The organism is Flectobacillus major DSM 103, assembly GCF_000427405.1.
Taxonomy (GTDB): domain Bacteria; phylum Bacteroidota; class Bacteroidia; order Cytophagales; family Spirosomataceae; genus Flectobacillus; species Flectobacillus major.
The window spans coordinates 953079-972753 of record NZ_KE386491.1 but is presented as its reverse complement, the minus strand read 5'-3'; the positions used below and the strand labels follow the sequence as shown (position 1 = coordinate 972753).

Below are 19675 nucleotides of genomic sequence, written 5' to 3'. Positions count from 1 at the left end.
TTGTTCGAGTGAAAAGTATATAGTGAACATTCCACTACCACTCTTCACTCAAAATCAAGAATAACTAACGATTTAGAATCGTTGACATTCTCAATAAATCATTGTTAATCACTTTTTTCTTAGTAATAGTATCATGAAATGGAGTGTACACCAATTGGTCGTTGATAATACCAGCCATTACATTTTTCTCACCTTTCAAAAGACCCTCTAAAGCCCCCAAACCCAAACGGCTTGCAAGGATGCGGTCAAAAGCAGTTGGGCTACCACCACGCTGAATATGGCCAAGGTTGGTAACACGAATATCGACAGGAACGTCGATCGTAGTTTTGATTTTGTCGGCAACTTCGGCAGCATGGCCTTCTTCATCGCCTTCAGCTACAATCACAATAGAAGATGATTTTTTTCTATCAAAACCCGCTTTCAATGTTGTTACTACATCGTCGATGGTTTGTCTTTCTTCTGGAATCAAAATAGATTCGGCACCACCCGAAATACCCGACTGAACAGCAATATAGCCAGAGTCACGCCCCATTACTTCAATAAAGAAGATACGGTCATGTGAATCGGCGGTATCACGAATTTTGTCGATAGCATCCAAGGCTGTATTTACGGCTGTATCATAACCAATCGTGCAATCTGTTCCATACAAATCGTTGTCGATTGTACCTGGAGCGCCTACCGTTGGGATTTGGAATTCATTATAAAAAATCTCAGCTCCAGTAAAAGTACCATTACCACCAATTGCTACCAACCCTTCGATACCATGTGCTTTCAATTGGTCGTATGCTTTTTTACGACCTTCTGGTGTCATAAATTCTTTACTACGGGCAGATTTTAAGATAGTACCACCACGCTGAATGATGTTACTAACAGACTGTGAATTTAGGGGAATGATATCACCTTTGATCATCCCGTTGTACCCTCGGATAATTCCGAAAACCTCTAATCCGTAATGCAACCCTCCACGAACAACAGCTCTAATACAAGCGTTCATGCCCGGAGCATCACCTCCTGAAGTTAATACTGCGACTCTTTTCATATAGACAATTTATTATTTTTAGTCGGTTAAGCTATTTCCCAAATTTTATTCGCTTTTTCTGCAAAACCCTGCAAATTTATTGCTTAAAAATGAGGTTTCTAATCATTTTCTTAAAAAAATAGTATGAGAAATAACACTTTTTACAAAAATATAACTTTTATAATATTTAATTTAACTTATTCTATTAAATGTTTTCCTACTTGGAAATATACAAGACTCTACTTAAAAATATACAACAAAGTAGCGAGTTTTTTTTCAATTTACCTGCCATTTTTTCTTGTAAATAGCATTTTATTATCTTGACTAATTCATATTCCGTGGCTTTGTGGGTTGATTACCAAACGCATAACTTTGCAAAATAAGTATGGATTCAAAACAATTTGCTAAACCGATTAAGTTGATACACTAAACTTCATAGGCCTATGTATCAATAAGCTACGTTTTGTTTTGATAACAATCATAACACCAGGTACCGCTTACAAGGTTGAAGATATTCCGACAAAGAAAATCTTTTATCATGAACTATTGGTTAAGCGTTCATTAAAGTTTTAAGGCGTAGCTACTTAAAATGATTTTATACAATAAAAACTTTCATTTTCTGTTAATGAAAAGCACACTAACCATTACCTTATTTTTGGATTTATTCTTTGATTTATACAACTTGCACACCAAAAATCACGAATCCACTTTTTCTTTATAAAAACAGACTGCACTAATTACAAAAACAACTCTAATAGGCTTTATAATACATGTTTAAATACATCATAACCACAACTATATTATTGTCTTTCCTTCATAAAACAACAGCCCAGCATTGGCTAGGTATGGCTGGAAGTAATTATGCTGGTACAAATGCCCTTTATCAAAACCCTGCAAATGTCGTAGATTCTAGGTATAAAGTATATGTCAACCTCGTTAGCAACGATATTTTTGCTACCAATAATTACTTAGGCTGGGATGCCCCTTATTCTTATACCTCGTTACTTACCAATTCGGTAGCTCCAGAATACAGAAATAGCCAAGGTGTTACTGTATTTAGGGATACCTACCTGAACGCTAGTTCCAACAGTAGCTCAAAGTCGGGATATTCTTTAGCTGATAGCCGTGGGCCTTCGGTACTTTATACCATCAACGACAAGCGTGCTGTAGCCCTTACTACTCGGGTTCGGACGGGAGCCAGTGCTACTGGTATTTCGGCTTCTTTTGCAGAATTAATGTATTTTGGTATCAATTCGCCTATTATTTCTACAAGCAGTGGCGATTTGTCCAATGCCCTACTCAATATCAATAGTTACGCAGAAGTTGGAGTAAGTTATGGCCAGATAATAACAAACAATGAAGAAGAGTTTATCAAATTGGGTATTACAGCCAAAAGATTGGCGGGTATTTACTCGGCTTACTCTTATATCAACAAAGCTAGTTATCAATTAGTTCCTGACCCTAACGACCCCACTAACCAAATATTAAGAGTTAATAATATTGTTGCTGAGTATGGCTATACCAAAGAGGAATCTATTAAAGCGTCTTCTCCTTCATTTCCTTGGCTTTTGGGGGGCGATGCTGCTGGTGGTGGCTGGGGGCTTGATATAGGGGTTGTGTACGAATATCGCCCCAATATCAATAAATTTGCTTATCGTGAAAAAGGAGTTAGAAAATTTGATGCCAGCAAAAACAAATATCTATTCAAAATAGGGGTATCGTTGCATGATATAGGCTATATCAATTACAACAATACGTTCTATGCCAATCAGTGGAAAGTAAGAGCTAGTAATATTGATTTTTCGAAAAACGACTTTATCAATGCCAAAGGTTTTGATAATCTTTTTACACAACTTAATACCCAATTAGGTGTTACTCGTGCTGATTTCAGCGATAATTTCTCAACTGTTTTGCCAAGTACTTTACAAATCAATGCCGATTATCTGATAAAACCCCATATATATGTGGGGGCATTATTGGTTCAAAACCTAACTTCTACCAATGCTTTGGGCTTAAAATCACCGTCGTTGTTGGGGGTTATTCCTCGCTACGAAACCAAGTGGATAGACGTAGCAATGCCTTTGGTGTTATTTGATAATTATAGCAAAGTGGCGTTTGGTTTGGCTGGTAGATTGGGGCCTCTTTTTCTTGGCACAGACAATTTGGGAAGTTTGCTCAATATTGGCAAACCTAAAGGATTTGATTTTTATTTTGGCTTGAATATTCCTATTTTCAGAAAGCCTCCCGAAACACCGAATGCTTGCTGGTACGAGCAGCCAGCAAAAAAAACCTTGAAAGAAAAGTTGATGTTTTGGAAAAGACAATAAATGTTAGGTATATTATTATCCTCAAAAATATGAGTCCTCCCCAATATTAGGTATATATTAAAAGCCCTCCTATTTGTATTTGTTGTAGTTCATGAAGTCGTCAAGTGAACTTTGATGAGGCTTATCAATTGCTCCAATGGTAGAAATTTAGTGGCTATTCATAAACAAGGCGGTCGAAAATTGTTTTTCGACCGCCTTGTTATCTAAAAATTAGGGATGACTCATTTTTCTAGCCAAAACACCTGTGTATTTTACAAAATATATTGACTCAAATCTCTGTTTTTTACTAAGCCCCCCAATCGCTCAGCAACCAGTTCTTTGGTAATAATAATCTTGGCATTGGCTGAAATTACATCGGGAATATCAAACATCAAATCATTGAGTAAATGTGACATCACCGTTTGTAACCTTCTTGCTCCAATATTTTCGACCTCGGCATTTACCGCAAAAGCTATTTTAGCGATTTCCGACAAGGCATCATCATTAAATTGTAGCTCAACCCCTTCTGAAGCTAACAATGCTTCATATTGCTTGGTCAATGCACTTTTAGGTTCTTTGAGAATACGATAAAAATCTTCCTCTTTTAAGCTTTGAAGTTCTACTCTGATAGGAAAACGTCCTTGCAATTCAGGAATCAAATCGCTTGGTTTGGCTACATGAAATGCCCCTGCGGCTATAAATAAAACGTGGTCGGTATTGATAACACCGTATTTGGTATTAACCGTTGAGCCTTCAACAATAGGCAACAAATCACGCTGTACACCTTCACGGCTTACATCGGGGCCGTTTCCACCACTTCTGCTCGATGCGATTTTGTCGATTTCATCAATAAATATAATACCTAAATTTTCGGCTTTACGAATAGCCTCCTCTTTTACCTCGTCCATGTCTATCAACTTGGCCGATTCTTCCTCCAACAATATCTTTCTAGCCTCGGCAATAGTCAATTTTCTTTTTTTCTGCTTTTTAGGCATCATTCCCCCAATCATTTCTTGCAGATTCATCATCGACATCTCATCGATTGGGCCACCCATTACCCCAATATTGGGCGAGCTGGTTGCCTTCATTTCAATCTCAATTTTGCGGTGTTCTAGTTCGCCACGTCTGAGTTTTTCACGAAAAAGCTCTCTTGTTTTATGATTGAGTTCTTCGTCCGAAACGGGTTCGTTGGCAATATCTTGTGAAAGAGCTAATTCTTTTGAGGGCTTTTTGGTCGACTTATTTACAGCAGGAATCAAGGCTTCTAAAATAGCCTCCTCAACAGCCTCCTCAGCTTTTTCTTTGACAGCCTCTTTTTTGGCAAGCTGTACAAGATGTACCGACGACTCCACCAAGTCACGTACCATAGATTCGACATCACGCCCTACATACCCCACTTCAGTAAACTTAGATGCTTCTACCTTTGTAAATGGGGCATCGGCCAATTTGGCCAAACGACGAGCAATTTCGGTTTTACCAACACCCGTAGAGCCTATCATCAAAATATTATTAGGTGTAATTTCTTTCTGCATATCGGCAGGAGCATTCATTCTTCTCCAGCGATTACGCAAGGCTATAGCTACATTTTTCTTGGCTTCGTGCTGCCCAATGATATACTTATCGAGTTGCTCGACGATTTGTTTAGGAGTTAAAGAATCTAAATTTACCATATTCTGTGATTGGATACTGTAATAGCAAAATGCTGTTACAGACTTAACTATTTTATCAAACGTTTTAAATCTAAAATTATCCCAAAACTACTCAAGTTTCCGCTAGCATGATAACCTGAATAGCTATAGTACAGTTCAAATATTTTACTTCTAATAACGATTCCACCCGAAAAACCACTGAGGCCAGCCGCTGAACTTAGGCTTAATTCTCTATTTAACAAATGATTATAGCCCAATAATAGGTTAACATGCTTGCTTAATAATAATTCGGCACCAAAAGACAAATGACGAGCAATTTTATCTGGCCAACTCACTTTTGTCGATACGGTATTGCCATTAAGGTCTTTTACAACAACACTGGGGTTGGCATAGGCAATATCAAATTGATAAAGATGATGAGCATTGAGCGAAAAACGAGCAGGCATGTATTGAGGTTTGAAAGATACACCCATTTGTACATCAAAAGGCAAATTACTGGTACTAGTCGGAGAAAACTCTTTGAGTACAAAACCGATATTTTTTACTGCTATTCCATAGGTTAAGTCATAAACGGGATGCTTAAAATACCCTCCTACATCGAGCATCACTGCTGATGAGCCCAACTGCTCAATTACCGAACCCACATATTTTAAGCTTCCACCAAATGTAATATTTCCCTGCCGTTGTGATGTGGCAATTGTAATAGCATAATCATTGGCCGAAAACTCGCCAAGAACATTACCGACGGCATCGGTTCGTTGTAGTTTGCCATAGTCGAGGTATTGCACACCTATTCCCCAGGTATGTCCTAATATTGTTGGAGCATACGCTACCGAAGCCAATTGCCCTGCTTGAAAATATGGCATATAATTGAGGCTTAGCACATTCTGATGTGTAGAGTCTAACAAGGCTGGGTTTTGTAAAAAGCTATTTACCGTAGTTTTGCTTTGGCTTACCCGATACCCACCCAAAGCCGCTACTGTTGGATTGGAAGGTATATTCAAAAAAGTATAAGATGTATTATCCCTTATTTGTCCAATCAAAACTTGGTTATTTAATATGATTATTCCGTAAAATAAATATTGGATTATTTTACTTTTCAATAATTGCATAATCAACACTTTTTATAAAAATTTCGGCTTCAATCAATCACTCTCTATAGGCAGGTATTATCTCATACGTTGACAAAGATAGCCTTTATCTCCTACACCTCGGACGAATTTATTTAAACAAATCTTTCTAAGAACCATTTAGCCATGAAATATATACCATTCACGTTAAAACCAACTTCAATCCTCCGTGTATCAATAACATACACACCCAAACTATACTATGTTGCATTGCTATTAATGTTACCAATTGTAAGTATTGCTCAGTTAAACATTCGGTTTCCTGTACCACGTGCTGTAATTCAGCGAGATGTTTCCAACAAGGCAGACCTCTATATTACAGGGCATGTCGACAAGCCCTGCGACAAAATAGAAGCCCAATTAATACCAAGAACAGAACAAAGCCGCTTAGATACTATTGTGGCTAGTACTTGGCAAACTGTAAGTCAGGGAAATATTCTAAATGCTTTTGTAGGTAAAATCAATGCCAAAGGAGGTTGGTATAACCTCAAAATCAGAACATTGGTCAACAATACAATCCAAGACTCTATCACGATTGAACGCATTGGTGTAGGCGAGGTACTCATCAGTGTGGGGCATTCAAATGCTCAAGGGGGCTCGTACGGTGTAACAGGCCCCGATGCTACCGACGACCGTGTCAATTGCATAGAAATGGGTAAAGTACCCAGTTGTGAAGGACGTTACCCCAGATACCAACCCGCTAGTAATACCGATTCTACTTGGTGTAATTACCTAGCTACTGGCGATGCCAACGTATTACCTATACTTAGGTTCAAGCAAATTACCAATAACTCAGGAATGAGCCCCTTTAGCGATATTCCTTGGTTTTGGAGTATTTTAGGCGATTCTTTGAGTCGCCAGCTCAACGTTCCTATACTCATTTATAATGCTGCTTTTGGTGGTACTACTAGCGAATACTGGTACAAAGCGGCCTATAACATTTATTTTTATCATTCATTTGTAAATGCCAATATAGGAATGCCTTATATCAACCTAAAAAACATTCTACAACTGTATGTGCCACTAACTGGTGTTAGAACTGTGCTTACGCTGCACGGTGTCAACGAACGAGAAGCCCCTGCCGATGATATCAAAAGATGGATGAATGGCTATATTGTCAAAAGCCGAGAAGATAGCAAAATACCCAATCTAAGCTGGGTAATAGCCCTCGACAGCTACCTAGGGTGGGTATATCCCAATCCTTTGGAAGCCCAATTACATACTATTGCCCATACCCCTTATGCCTACAGAGGCCCCGACCTCAACAGTATTATCGATAATCATGAAGGTATGGATGGAAGCGACCGCCCCGATGGTCTTCACTTTTCGGCAAGGGGAATCATAGCCGCTGCTAATATGTGGACAAACAATTTAATGGAAAATCAACTATTGGTCAAAATTGCACCAACGGGTCCTCAACCCTTATGGATTAACTCTTTGCAGTCGGGGTATTGGAACACCCCTCAAAACTGGTCTTGCAATTGTTTTCCCCAAAACTACCACTCAATGCGAGTAACCAACTCGCATATTATCAATATTGATAATAAAGTACTTAGACCTGTTCAAATTAAAATAGATGGAGGCTTGTATATTGCCAAAGATGCTATCATTTCCTTTTAGGAAAATAATTATCTAAGAATAATTCAAAAGCATTCCTATGAAATATACAATTTTCAAGAAACTATATCAATTTTACACGTTATCTAATTTTTGCCCTTTATATTTGGTACTCTATACAAAACAAATACCATAGGATACCATGAAGGTAAAGACAAACCAAGAGAAATTTGAAATTTTAGCTCGTAAAAATGCAGAAGCCCTACTTGGAGGCGGAGAAAAGCGTATTGAAGCACAACACAAAAAAGGCAAGCTTACCGCTCGTGAGCGTATAGCTCTTTTGTTGGACGAAGGCTCTTTTGAAGAGATTGGCAAATTTGTCATGCACCGTTGTAAAGATTTTGGCCTAGATAAAGAATATTATTTGGGCGATGGAGTTGTTACAGGATACGGTACTGTCCATGGGCGGCTTGTTTATGTATTTGCCCAAGATTTTACAGTTTTTGGTGGAGCTTTATCCGAAACTTTTGCAGAAAAAATCTGTAAAGTAATGGACTTAGCCATGAAAAATGGAGCACCAATCATTGGTCTAAACGATTCGGGGGGGGCTCGTATTCAAGAGGGCGTAATGTCGCTGGCTGGCTATGCCGATATTTTTTATAAGAATACCTTAGCATCGGGCGTTATTCCTCAAATTTCAGCCGTAATGGGTCCATGTGCAGGCGGAGCAGTGTATTCTCCTGCTATTACCGACTTCATTTTGATGGTTGAAAATACCTCGTATATGTTTGTTACTGGCCCCAATGTCGTAAAAACCGTTACTCACGAAATTGTTACATCCGAAGAGCTAGGGGGAGCCTCTACGCATTCAACCAAATCGGGCGTTACTCATTTTTCATGTGCCAACGAGGTGGCATGTATCAATGATATCAAAAAACTATTATCGTATGTTCCTCAAAACTGCGAAGACTCAGCTCCTGCCCTCCCTTACGAAACTGGCGATGAGGTTCGTCTTGACTTAGATAAAATTATTCCAGAAAATCCCAATCAGCCTTACGACATCAAAGAGGTTATTGAGCATATCGCCGATAGCGATTCTTTCTTTGAAGTTCATAAAAATTATGCTGAAAATATTGTAGTAGGTTTTGCTCGATTAGCTGGAAAAAGTATCGGTATTGTAGCCAATCAGCCAGCGGTTATGGCAGGTGTATTAGACATCCACGCTAGTATGAAAGCTGCCCGCTTTGTACGTTTCTGCGATTGCTTCAACATTCCGTTATTGGTATTGGAAGATGTACCGGGCTTTATGCCAGGCACCAACCAAGAATGGGGTGGCATTATTACTCACGGAGCAAAATTATTGTATGCTTTCTGTGAAGCTACAGTACCCCGAATTACCGTAATTACCCGTAAAGCTTATGGTGGAGCATACGACGTAATGAACTCAAAGCATATCGGTGCTGATATGAACTATGCTTGGCCAACAGCCGAAATCGCTGTAATGGGTGCCAAAGGTGCTGCCGAAATTATCTTTAAAAAGGAAATTGCTGAGGCCGAAAATCCTGAAGAGAAGTTACAGGAAAAAGTGGATGAGTATACCGAAAAATTTGCAAATCCTTATCGTGCAGCTCACAGAGGGTATATCGACGAAGTTATCTTGCCGTCCGAAACACGCCAAAAACTGATTCGTGCTTTTGGTATGTTAGAAAATAAAGTAGCTACACTGCCTCGTAAAAAACATGGCAATATTCCATTGTAGTCGTTCTTTTATAAAGATGTTTTTATATTTGTTAACCCCAAAGGCTTTTAAAACCTTTGGGGTTTTGTATTTTTGTTGAAAAGGAGTATTCAATGGGTAAAAATCATTTAGCATACTTCAAAATAGAAAATTTCAAACAATTTGAGTCGTTTGAAATGCAAAACCTTGGTCAATTCAACCTCGTGCTCAAGCTAAAAAAATTTTAATCTGCTTGCTAATAATACTGGATACTTAGGCCAACTTGTAAAAAATACATGCAACATGCCAATCCAGACAAAATTACTCGAAAAACATTTGATAGTATCATTCAACTCTTAACCTATAAGAAACTCGTCCACATACCTACTTCAATACAGAAAGTATTGGTATTGTGCTATTTAACGACAATAAGATTTATACCCTTTTACAAGATTTGGAGATAGGATTTAGAAATATGGCTTGAACAAATTATCCATCTTGAACACAAAGAAATTTTTGATTGTTGGGAAAGTTATGAGGGATACTCCCAAAAATATCCTGATAAGAATTATACCATATCTGCCCGTAAAACAAAAAATTATGCTTATTTAGAAGCACTTTTAGGAAGTAGTAAAACCCAAAAGAAAAAATAAAAGAAGCAGAACGAGATTTCCTAGAACCTAATCACTGGAATCTTGACACTCCTGCCCTTTTCAATTAAAAACTTTTTTAGATAAATTTTTTATAGAATAAATTATGACTGAAAACGCAAAAAAATTCCTTTACGAATACCTCAACAATGCCTCTCCAACAGGCTTTGAAGCTTCTGGACAACAAATTTGGCTTGATTATTTGAAGCCTTACATCGATGAAACAATTATTGATGTTTATGGTACTGCTGTAGGAGTTATTAACCCTGGACAGCCTTACAAAGTAGTTATCGAGGCTCATGCCGACGAAATTTCATGGTTTGTCAACTATATCGACGACAACGGTTATGTTTTTGTACGTCGCAATGGTGGTTCTGATGCCGTAATTGCTCCGTCGATGCGTTGTAATTTGCATACCAAAAATGGCGTAGTAAAAGGTGTATTTGGCTACCCTGCTATTCACGTGCGTGACCTTGCCAAAGACAAAGCACCAACGGTAAACGACATTTTTATCGACCTTGGTGCTGCCAATAAAAAAGAAGTTGAAGAAATGGGAATTCATGTAGGCACTGTTGTGACTTTTGAAGACGGCCTAACCGAACTCAACAATCGTTACTATGTGGGTCGTGCTCTCGACAACCGTGTTGGAGGTTTTATGATTGCAGAGGTGGCTCGTATGCTGAAAGAAAACAATGTTACGCTTCCATTTACTTTATATGTTGTTAATGCCGTACAGGAAGAAATTGGTTTGCGTGGTGCCGAAATGATAGTACGTCGCCTCAAGCCCGATGTAGCAATTGTTACCGATGTAACCCACGATACGCAAGCTCCTATGTACAATAAAAAAGAACAAGGTGACCTAAAATGTGGCAAAGGCCCCGTTATTTGCTATGGCCCTGCGGTACAAAACAACCTTCGTGATTTTATTATTGATGTGGCTACTCAAAAAAATATTCCGTTTCAACGCCAAGCGGTATCACGTTCTACTGGTACAGACACCGACTCATTTGCGTATGCAACAGAGGGCGTAGCATCGGCCTTGATTTCATTGCCATTGAAATATATGCACACAACCGTAGAAACGGTTCATAAAGACGATGTTAGTGCAGTAATTCAATTGATTTATGATTCGTTGCTAGCACTACAAGGCAATGAAGATTGGAGATACATCAAATAAGTTAAGGTAGAGATTGGGCTTTGGGGCCCAATCTCTATGCCCAATACCTATGAACAAAACACTCTCGGTTGGGTCGGTCAATATGATTTTATGGGCTGCTCAGTGCAAAGGCGTTCCACAACAAGCCATTATTGATGCTGTTGGAATAGACCCAGTCATTCTAAACAACCCCGATAATAGGCTTGCTATCAAAACAGTACAGGCTATTTGGCAAGAAGTCATAGCGTATTCTCAAATGCCTAATATTCCTGTGTGTATGGGCGAAATCATCAATCCTGTCTCGGTAGGTATTCTGGCATATATCATGATGCACTCGCCCACTATGGGCAAGGCCATCGACAAACTTTGTCAGTATCAAGATATTGCTTGTAATGCAGTAATGACCATTCAAGAACATACCGAACAACAAGTTATTCTTAAATTTGAAGTAAATTCGACCGACATTATTTATCCTCATTATGCCGTAGAGTCAGAAATGTCGGTATATATTAGTGCATTTAGGGCCTTATCGCAGTCTGATTTTCCCCTCGATGCCATCTATCTTATGTACCCACCCACTGCCGATGTAGCAGAATATCAACGTGTTTTTGGATGTCCTGTCTATTTTAATAGTTCAGAAAACAAGATGATATTTTCAAAAAGTCTACTAGAAAGGCGTATTATCAATGCCAATCCTCATTTATTCAATATCTTTGAACAACACGCTCAGGATTTACTGGCACAGCTCCAGCCCAAAGAAGCGTTTAGCGATATTATTAGGGTCGAAATTGTAAAAAGCCTCAAAGGAGAAGAACCTTCACTTGGTAATATTGCCAAACAACTGGGCATTGGCATTAGAAGTATCCAGCAAAAGCTCAAAGCAGAAGGTATTACTTTTCAGCAACTTTTAGAGCAATCTCGGAAAGAACTAGCCATAAAACATCTTCAGCAGGTTCATTCTAGTACCACCGACATTGCGTATTTGCTTGGCTATTCCGACCCAAGTGTATTTTTTCGGTCTTTCAAAAAATGGACAGGTCAAACACCCACCATGTTTAGAAACAGACTCTTGGTATAGCTAACTCAGCGAAGTATGCTTAAAGGAATCCTCGTATTTTAGGCCATAGCCCATCAATCTATCCATTGCCGCATGACTCCACAATATCACTCCTACCAAAAGTAAAATATGGTTGTGCTGATAATATCCTATTGTTAATATCGTAAGGGCAACTGCTTTGTGGTGAAATAGGTTGTATATCCATGCTCCTGTTTTGGTATTAATCAAGTAACCCAACATTCCAATATCTGGCAGTAAAATCAATACCAAAAAATACCACCAAGCATAAGGCAAATAGTTGAAAAGTATTATTCCTGCTACAAACTGAGCCAATTCTTCTAATTTCAATAAAGTTTTCATCATTTTGAATATTGTTTAAACCAACGTAAAGTATTTTGAATAGCTTCCTCCAAAGATGTTTCATGAAAGTCGGGAAACAAATTTCTTAGCTTATCATCATTTAGCACTACTGTATTCTCATAGAGATAATACATTTCTTGTATTTCCTTCAGCACAGGAATAAACCAAGCCAAAATGGCTACCATCCATTTGGGATATACCATAAATTTGGGCTTTACATGAGCCTGCTTAGCAATTTGCTCAAAAAGTGTCTGGATATTGTCATGGATTTGCCCACCATAATTATAAAGTTCAAAAGTACTATTAGCTGTTGCCAGCATCAGCCTTACCATTATTTCAGCGGCATCGGGCGTATAAACCGCTTGATGAGGAATATCTATCCTAATAAGCCATGGCATGGCTTTACCTTTTAAGGCATTCATAAAAATAGGCTTTACTCCTTCGTTTTGAACATTTTCGCCCCAAAAATCGGGGAGCCTTACTATCAAAACATTACATTTTCCTTGCCGAGCAGCTTCTCTCAAAGTTGTTTCCAGCTCAACACGAAGTTGTCCTTTTATGGAACACGGTTTTTCGGGGCTATTTTCTACAATTGGCGTAGCCATATTACCATAATTATAGACATTGCCAGGAAAAATAATTTGAGCATTATTAATACTAGCGGCCTCAATAATACGCTGAGTTACCGACATCATATTTACTTTCCATTCGTGATACGGATAATTAATGCCATGAAAAATCACCTTTTTGTCTTGAGCCAATTCCTTTAATAACGCTCCGTTTTGGGCATCGCCCTCTATTATTTCTAGCAGTGGGTTTGGTTCAAATATGCCCTGAGCTTTTGCCACATTACGAACCAACAAAGTTACTGGCCTATTTTTTGCCAGCAGATTTTGGGTAAAAGCATATCCAATACTACCTGTACCCCCTAAAATAAGAATATCTGATTTCATTTTTATTGCGTTTTAGCTGATACAAAGTTGCTACCAATTAGCCACCTGCTTACTGACCAATTATGCAATTGTATATGACTAAACACGAAAAAGATAAAGCCGAACAAGATGAACTTGCTCGGCTCTGAGATATTCTTAAACAACTACTAATACCCTATTTTATCACATTGACACGATAAAAGAATGGCGAGCTATAAAAAGCCCCACCCGTAATATTAGCCCCTGTATTACTAATAGAAAATGATTTTCCGTTGGTCAATTTCATTGTACCAGTTATTTCAAATCTATCTCCTACTGCAATATCGCTAGTTGTAAGTTTGGTGGCTGTCAACGCCTCAGTACCTGTTACCGTGATAGTTGCTCTAGGATAGCCTGTTGTGGCATCTTTGGTAAAAGACGATGCTTGGAGCACCTTCAATGGCAACGCAGCGGTAGTTTTGGTTCCGTTGGCAGGAGTTGCATCTACAAATTTGATAACCAATTCATACGAAGCAAAATCAGCTCCTTTATTTGGCGTTACAGCCTCCGCTAAAAATTCCATTTTAGTACCTGCCATATCGGCGGCACTATAATTGAAGGTTGAAGCCCCCACAGGATACGGAGTAACGGTACGAACATACCCACCTGTTTCGAGGGCATCTAAGTCTATCGGCTCTATCATTTCAGTCTTACAGGCACCTACAAAAAAGCCTAAAGCCAGTAACATCGAAAGTATTTTATATTTTTTCATAAATATCATTTTTTGAAATACAACGAAGGTATTTATTTAAACAAGTTAGCTGGATTATTATCCCAGAATACCGGCGTTGTCATATTGGCTTTTTGCTTAGCATTGACATTTCTGCTGATAAACGAAGTTGGATAATAGAACGAACGAATAAAAGCACCAGGGTTTGCGTCGAGTGCAGGCTGTAGGTTGCGAGGCATACCTGTACGACGATACAAGTTATAAGCTTCGATACCATTGCCAAACAAACTATACCAGTATTCTGTTGCAACAATATTGAGTTTGTCGGCAGTGGTAGGAGCTGCAGCATAAGCATCTAATACTGCTTTTACATAGGCATTTACTTCGTTGGCCCATACAATATTGTTCGCTGCTTCAAATGTTGCAATTTTCCCAGCCTCGGCCGAAGCCAACATAAACGTTCTTACATCATTCATTGACTTTCTAACGGCCGACTCTAGTAAAGCCTTGGCATCGCCCGCAGTTTCTAATGTCAAAGCCGATTCAGCAAGCATAAAATCCGTAAATCCAGACATCAAGATTGGATGAATACCTGCACCTGCTGCACCTGCTACCAACGATACAGGCTTACCAGCGTTATCATCGTACAAACCACCCGCAGGATAAAGCCCCCAAGCTGTTCTTTTCAAGCCATCTGGTGGAATACCTTCGTTGCTAAGATGGTCACGCCCCCAGTACCCTACATTGGTTGGCAAGCAGTAGTAATCTGTGGCAGCATAGTGGTTAGGCTTTTGGTTGGTTATACAACGAATTTCATTAACATCTTTGGAGTTAACTACTACCTGACGATAGAAATAAGCACGAATACGTGGGTCTTTTTTATCGTACATTCCACCCATATAAGCATTTGACTGATAGTCGCCGCCACCTGTTGGAGAGTATTGTCCTGCATATCTTGGATGGCGGTTATCGGGGTTTACTTGGTTTGTACCATATTTGAATACAAAGTTTTGAGCTGTTGAAGAAATCAACTTATTGCCCGTAATCAAAGCATTAATAGCTGTACGAGAACCACTTGGGTCTATTAGTCGGCGGTTCAATAATATTTTCAGCTTCAGAGTATTGGCCATTCTAATCCAGTTATCTATAGTACCGCCATAGTATAGGTCGGTTGTTAGCCCAGATTTAGATTTAGCGTTGAAGTTTTCAATCGCCTTATCAATATCGGCCAATGCAACGGTATAAATGGTAGCTCCAGCATCTACTTTAGGGTTAAAGTTTGCAGGGTCTAAAGCTTCTGTATAAGGCACGTCACCAAATACATCCACAAAATTTACCAAAACCGATGCTCGTAATACTCGGGCTACACCTGCATGTACAAAAAACTCACCTTTCTCTGCAAGAGGAATAAGTGTTTTGATGTCATTCAAAATACCAGCATAAGCATTTGTCCAAGTATTATCCAACCCTCCTGGGGTTACGGCATTATCATAAATAGCCGCACCAGCATGTAAAACACGTGTAAGACGCATTCCGGGGTCGCTAACTTGGTTAAAATGCCCCGCATAAGTAACTTGTATTTGACTAGCCAAATAGTTAATATCCGTATTGTTGGTAGTCACAGCGTTTGGGTTGTCGAGCAAGTCTAGTTTACAAGAACTGACTATTAGGGCAGACAACACAAACAGACCTATTTTTATTTTCTTGATCATATCGATATTATTTTTGAAATAAATGTTAGCACATCTTCTTCAATGTATGACAGCTTAGAATGTTAATTTAAGTGTTCCTCCTAGTCTTCTTGAGCTTGGGCCTGTCAAAAACTCAAAACCAAGGCCATTACCTACACCCAAACCTAGGTTGTCTGTATCAAGGTTAAGTCCTTTTGGAATATGAAGAGCTTTATACCAAAGGTTGTTACCCGAGAATGTAAGGCTTGCGCCTTTGATACCAAATTTAGATAGCAAGTTTTTTGGTAAGCTATACGAAAGTGATACCTCTTGCAAACGTACCGTTGAGCCATCATAAATACGACCTTCATCACCAAAGAAATAAACGTTATTGAAGTTGATGTCAGAAGCTGTAATCTGAATATCATTTGGTGAGCCATCCGCTTTTACGCCTGGGAAAATATAGGTTTGGGCACGGTCATAGCCTGTTTCAGAACCCGACTCGATTGTCAAGCCTCTACCCAACAATGCACCTGCAGTAGTAGAATAAATTACACCGCCATGACGATACGAAACCATTACATTCAATGAAAAGTTTTTGTAATTAAACGTATTGGTCATGCTACTCAAAAATGCAGGGTTAGGGTCGCCTAAAACTACTGGTGAAGCCGTAGCCTGTAAGTTACCAGAGCCATCAATCAATAAACGGCCTTGGGCATCACGACGGAAACCTGTTCCTTTAATAATATTGAATGGCTTACCCACAATAGCATAGTTGCCCAATGCTGAACCAAAACCACTGATTTGTACTTCTTGAATAGTACCTCCCAAGTCTAGCACTTCGGGGGTATTGCGAGAGTACGTCAAGGCTACATCCCAAGAAAATGGCCCTTGTACTACAGGAGTACCCGACAGACTAAATTCGATACCTTGGTTGCGAATTTTACCTACGTTGATAGTAGTACTGGTATACCCTGTAGAAGCATCGAGTGGTGCCGATGTAATTAGGTTACGAGTATCGCGGCGATAGAGTGTCAAATCTACACTTAGTTTGTTTTTGAAGAATCTACCTTCTATACCAAACTCTGTTTCGGTATGAAGCTCAGGCTTTAGGTTGGGATTACCCAAAACGTTATCTACAGAGTGTGTTTGAATCGCTCCAGTTGTAAACCAACCTCTGGCATTCTGATTCAAAATATTACGTGTCTGATATGGGTTCGGGAAACCAGCCGACGTACCTACCCCTCCTCTGATCTTTAGGAAGCTGATGGTATTTGAGGCCAAGTCTTTGAACGCAGAGGTTGGTACAAACGATATACTGGCAGAAGGGTAAAATATCTGACGGTTTTCTTTTTCTACTGTCGAAGTCCAGTCATTTCTACCTGCTACATTCAAATACAAATAGTTTTCATAGTCGGCCGTAATTTCACCAAATACCCCCATACGAGTTTGTTCGGTAGTAAGGTTACTTGCTACGTTATCAATAAAGTTGGAATGACGAAATAAGCCACGAGCCAACTGGTTTTGGCTATTGATATTATATAATGAAAATCTATCATTACGCAAGTTTCCACCTACTTTGGCGGCTACTGTCAACTTATCAGACAACGTTTTGGTATATGAGAATATAGCAGAGTTATCCCAAATGGTATTTTTGAAATTAAGCGTATTATAAAGGCCATTCACAAACGAAACACCCCCTTTGTTCAACATAAACTCTTGGGTTTCATCGTATGTATCCAAACCTACTTTATACAAAAAAGCAAGGTCTTTGGCTAGCTCCAAGTTAAAAGAAGTAGCCGAGAAGAAACGATTTACGACACCTGTTGTTTTGTAATTTTCCAAAATCCATCTTGGGTTCGGAATATCATTGCCACTACGGAAATACACCGAGCTACCATCTACAGGATTGGCGTAAGGCCAGCCCATCAAATCCACTTGACGAGGAGTAAACATCACGTTTGCCAATACCGAAGGGAAATCTAAGGCATTATTTCCTTGTCCTGCACTCAAAGGAGGCGATGTTTGGTCGGTATTATTAAAGTTGATTGATGTATTGATTGATAATTTCTTAGAAAGCTGAGCATTCAAACCCAATCCCAGATTTATTCTGGTTAAGCCGTTATTAGGAATATAACCTTGTTCCTTATTATAACCTGCCGACACATTAAAGCTTACTTTTTCGCTACCACCCGATATGTTCATCGAGGTATTTGAGATCAAACCTGTACGAAAAAAGTCTTTTACGTTATTGGGAAAAAACTCCATTTTGTAAGGGCTTACCGAAGCCACATAATCAGCCAAAGCATCTCTTGCTGCAGTATTGGTCAAAAAAGCATAAGGGTGAGTGGTTAATGCTGTGTTGGTATTTTGTGAAGGGTAAATTTTGGCTTCTTCTAAGGTTGGCCCCCAGTTACTAAAGAAATACCCTAAGTTTTGTTGAAAACCACCTACATACGAATTTTGGTATTTAGGTAGGTGTGCCGTATTGGTAAACACCGACTGCGTAACAGAGTATTCTGTTTTTCTGGCTTTTTTCGTACCATTTTTAGTTGTTACCAAAATTACACCATTTCGACCTTGATCACCATAAGTAACCGTTGCAGCAAGTCCCTTCAGTACAGTGATATTTTCAATATTGTTGGGGTCAATGTCCAAGAAACGACTTGACGACGATTGCCCACCACCAGTAAATCCACCACGAGTATTAGTATTTGAGTTGAAAGGAACGCCGTCTACAACAAAAAGCGGCTGAACAGAACCTGTAATAGAAGAATAACCACGAATGGTGATGTTGGTACCAGTACCCGATACCCCCGATGTAGATGTAACATTGACACCCGGTATTTTGCCTTGCAATACCCTTGCCACGTCGGCTTGTGGGCGGTCTTCAACACTTTTCTTGTCTAAAGAAGTAACTGAATAACCTAAGGCTTTTTTCTCTCGAACAATCCCTTGAGCTGTTACTACAACTTCAGATAATTGTTGGTTATCGCTAACGAGCTGAACATTGATAACTCCTTGGCTGCCGATAACTACTTCTTTGGAGGCAAATCCAACAAATGAGAATCTTAATGTTCCACCTTCGCCACCAATGGGTATCGAGAAATTACCACTGGCATCTGTTTGTGTTCCCTTGGTAGTACCTTTTATAGAAACCGATACTCCAGGAAGACCCGACCCATCTTCGGCCGAAGTCACTTTCCCCGTTACTTTACGATCTTGGGCAAGTAATCCTACACAAGAGAGCATAGCAAAAAGGCAAGTCATTAGTAGACTTTTCTTCATGAACTGATTTAGTTTAGGTTAAAAATTAGTTATGTGATTTACTATTCTAAACTTATGAAATTATCAAGAAACATACAAATAATTTTAAATACAAAATTTTGTCTTTTATCTATTTAATTGGTAAAAAATTCTTCAAATAGGAAAATTAGCCATTTTTTATATCTCAAAAATAGATTATAACTACTTATTATTTTTATTAGCCAATCCCTAATTTAATTCTATTTTAAGTATTAACACCCAAATAATATACTATTTTAGTAGGTTAAAATTAATTATGATAAAATTTTATATTTTTATTAAAAAAATTTATTAATTCTCCTTGAAATACTTTCAAAAAAAATAAAATAATTTTTCTGTTATCTCTCAAAAGCACAATATTGAACTATTCTTAGAATTTTTAGTTTCTGTATCGGTGGCTATTTTTCTTTTTTAGTACTTATTCTGTCCCAATTCCTATATAAATTAAGGTATTGGCT

13 protein-coding genes are annotated in these 19675 nt (G+C 38.8%); 5 read left to right on the top strand and 8 right to left on the bottom strand.

Going from position 1 to position 19675, the window contains the following annotated elements; genetic code table 11:
• Window positions 1-64 precede the first annotated feature (64 nt).
• The gene (gene pfkA, locus FLEMA_RS0105815) at window positions 65-1039 is read right to left on the bottom strand and encodes a 6-phosphofructokinase (protein WP_026994652.1); all 975 of its coding nucleotides are present in this window, start codon (window positions 1037-1039) and stop codon (window positions 65-67) included.
• Between the two features lie 749 nt (window positions 1040-1788).
• Here pfkA and FLEMA_RS67650 point away from each other — a divergent pair.
• A complete protein-coding gene (locus FLEMA_RS67650) occupies window positions 1789-3345 on the top strand; it encodes a DUF5723 family protein (protein WP_044170905.1) in 1557 nt (518 codons plus the stop codon).
• A 251-nt stretch (window positions 3346-3596) separates the two neighbouring features.
• On the opposite strand, the gene hslU is transcribed toward FLEMA_RS67650, so the two are convergent.
• Together hslU and porQ are read right to left on the bottom strand one after the other, a co-directional pair.
• Window positions 3597-4994, bottom strand: coding sequence for an ATP-dependent protease ATPase subunit HslU (gene hslU, locus FLEMA_RS0105805; protein ID WP_026994651.1), 1398 nt, complete (start codon window positions 4992-4994; stop codon window positions 3597-3599).
• A 47-nt stretch (window positions 4995-5041) separates the two neighbouring features.
• Complete coding sequence (gene porQ, locus FLEMA_RS0105800) at window positions 5042-6085, bottom strand: type IX secretion system protein PorQ (RefSeq protein WP_052353978.1); 1044 nt, start codon at window positions 6083-6085, stop codon at window positions 5042-5044.
• 237 nt (window positions 6086-6322) lie between these two features.
• Between porQ and FLEMA_RS0105795 the strand changes: the two genes are divergently transcribed.
• The 4 genes from FLEMA_RS0105795 to FLEMA_RS0105775 all read left to right on the top strand — a co-directional run bounded on the left by FLEMA_RS0105795 (window position 6323) and on the right by FLEMA_RS0105775 (window position 12261).
• Window positions 6323-7723, top strand: coding sequence for a hypothetical protein (locus FLEMA_RS0105795; protein ID WP_026994649.1), 1401 nt, complete (start codon window positions 6323-6325; stop codon window positions 7721-7723).
• Window positions 7724-7862: 139 nt separating this feature from the next.
• Complete coding sequence (locus FLEMA_RS0105790; protein ID WP_026994648.1) at window positions 7863-9419, top strand: acyl-CoA carboxylase subunit beta; 1557 nt, start codon at window positions 7863-7865, stop codon at window positions 9417-9419.
• A 714-nt stretch (window positions 9420-10133) separates the two neighbouring features.
• Window positions 10134-11204, top strand: coding sequence for a M42 family metallopeptidase (locus FLEMA_RS0105780; protein WP_026994647.1), 1071 nt, complete (start codon window positions 10134-10136; stop codon window positions 11202-11204).
• 49 nt (window positions 11205-11253) lie between these two features.
• Window positions 11254-12261, top strand: a complete 1008-nt coding sequence (locus FLEMA_RS0105775; protein ID WP_044170902.1) for an AraC family transcriptional regulator — start codon at window positions 11254-11256, stop codon at window positions 12259-12261.
• On the opposite strand, the gene FLEMA_RS0105770 is transcribed toward FLEMA_RS0105775, so the two are convergent.
• The 5 genes from FLEMA_RS0105770 to FLEMA_RS0105750 form a co-directional block, all read right to left on the bottom strand.
• Window positions 12262-12603, bottom strand: a complete 342-nt coding sequence (locus FLEMA_RS0105770; RefSeq protein WP_310587204.1) for a DUF4260 domain-containing protein — start codon at window positions 12601-12603, stop codon at window positions 12262-12264. It lies immediately after the preceding gene.
• Window positions 12600-13553, bottom strand: a complete 954-nt coding sequence (locus FLEMA_RS0105765; RefSeq protein ID WP_044170899.1) for an NAD-dependent epimerase/dehydratase family protein — start codon at window positions 13551-13553, stop codon at window positions 12600-12602. Before FLEMA_RS0105765 ends, FLEMA_RS0105770 begins: the two co-directional genes overlap by 4 nt.
• A gap of 154 nt (window positions 13554-13707) precedes the next feature.
• The gene (locus FLEMA_RS0105760; RefSeq protein WP_026994643.1) at window positions 13708-14283 is read right to left on the bottom strand and encodes a hypothetical protein; all 576 of its coding nucleotides are present in this window, start codon (window positions 14281-14283) and stop codon (window positions 13708-13710) included.
• A gap of 32 nt (window positions 14284-14315) precedes the next feature.
• The gene (locus FLEMA_RS0105755; protein ID WP_044170897.1) at window positions 14316-15953 is read right to left on the bottom strand and encodes a SusD/RagB family nutrient-binding outer membrane lipoprotein; all 1638 of its coding nucleotides are present in this window, start codon (window positions 15951-15953) and stop codon (window positions 14316-14318) included.
• A 54-nt stretch (window positions 15954-16007) separates the two neighbouring features.
• Window positions 16008-19199: a SusC/RagA family TonB-linked outer membrane protein gene (locus FLEMA_RS0105750; RefSeq protein ID WP_026994641.1), complete on the bottom strand. Its 3192-nt coding sequence runs from the start codon at window positions 19197-19199 to the stop codon at window positions 16008-16010.
• Between the last annotated feature and the right edge of the window lie 476 nt (window positions 19200-19675).